General features: G+C 60.2%; 2 protein-coding genes. Both read left to right on the forward strand.

What is annotated here, in order from left to right; genetic code table 11:
• Nucleotides 1-312 (forward strand): transposase (locus tag UU9_RS16085; RefSeq protein ID WP_156804333.1); only part of this gene is annotated, 312 nt, incomplete at its 5' end.
• Nucleotides 309-1,172, forward strand: a complete 864-nt coding sequence (locus tag UU9_RS16090; RefSeq protein WP_007082826.1) for an IS3 family transposase — start codon at nt 309-311, stop codon at nt 1,170-1,172. The genes UU9_RS16085 and UU9_RS16090, both read left to right, overlap by 4 nt.
• Nucleotides 1,173-1,221 lie beyond the last annotated feature (49 nt).

A 1,221-nucleotide genomic window follows, 5' to 3' on the forward strand; every position in this document is an offset into this window, starting at 1 on the left:
CCTGGGAGGTGTCACATGGTCAAGCGCCAACGGTTCACCGCGGAGTTCAAGCGCGAAGCGGTCAGGTTGCTCGATGCGGGCGAACGTCCCGCATCTGAAGTAGCCATCGATCTGGGTATTCGACGGAACCAACTTTACAAATGGAAGGCCGAGCAGGTCCGATCCGGCGAGCTCTCCTTTCCTGGCTCCGGCCGCAAGCACGCGGACCAGGATTCGGAAATTGTGCGCCTCAAGCGCGAACTGGCGCGCATGACGGAGGAGCGCGACATTTTAAAAAAAGCGGCGGCGTACTTCGCCAAGGAACTGCCATGAAGTACGACTTCATGCGCTCTCACGCCGACCAGTTCTCGCTCACCGGCATGTGCCGTGTGTTGTCTGTCAGCCGCAGCGGCTACTACGCCTGGCGCTGTCGTGAACCGAGCGCCCGCCAGCGCGAGGACCTTACCCTGACGGCACATGTGCGACGCATTCACAACGCGTCGCGCGAAGCGTATGGCACGAGGAAGGTCTGGAAGGCGTTGGTCGCCGAGGGTATCGCCTGTGGTCGCAACCGTGTTGCGCGAGTGAGGCGCGAGAACGGCATCGAGGCTCGTCGCCGCCGCCGTTTCAAGGTGACCCACTACGCGCGACGCCACAAGAACACGGCGCCAGACCTGCTTCGTCGGAAGTTTCAGGCTGAGAAGCCCAACCAATGCTGGGTCGGTGATGTGACCTTTATCAGCACGCGGCAAGGTTGGCTTTACCTCGCCGTGTTGATCGACCTGCACTCGCGAATGGTCGTTGGCTGGGCCATGTCTGATCGCAATGACGAGCCGCTGGTGTCGGCGGCGTTGCGCATGGCGATCACGCATCGCCAACCAGCGGCAGGATTGATTCACCACACGGACCGTGGCGTGCTCTACAGCTCACGTAACTACCGTCGTCTGATGGCCGCCGATGGCCTGCTGCCAAGCATGAGCCGTCACGGCGACTGCTACGACAATGCCTGTGCGGAAAGCTTCTTCTCCTCGCTGAAGAACGAGCTCGTCCATGGCGAAGCCTTCGCGACACGCGATGCCGCGAGAGTCGCCATAGTCAGCTACATCGAGGGCTTCTACAATCGCAAACGGCTGCATCAGACACTCGGCTATCGCATACCTGCGGTTGTCGATGACGAGTCGATGAGTGCTTAATTAACGTGTCCGAAAAAGCCGGACCACCTCACTTTAACTGTTTCGCATA

It is taken from the genome of Rhodanobacter fulvus Jip2 (genome assembly GCF_000264315.1).
Classification (GTDB): domain Bacteria; phylum Pseudomonadota; class Gammaproteobacteria; order Xanthomonadales; family Rhodanobacteraceae; genus Rhodanobacter; species Rhodanobacter fulvus.

Coding starts and splice junctions, on each gene's coding strand:
- UU9_RS16090 (WP_007082826.1), top strand. CDS start 309: ATGAAGTACGACTTCATGCGCTCTCACGCCGACCAGTTCTCGCTCACC.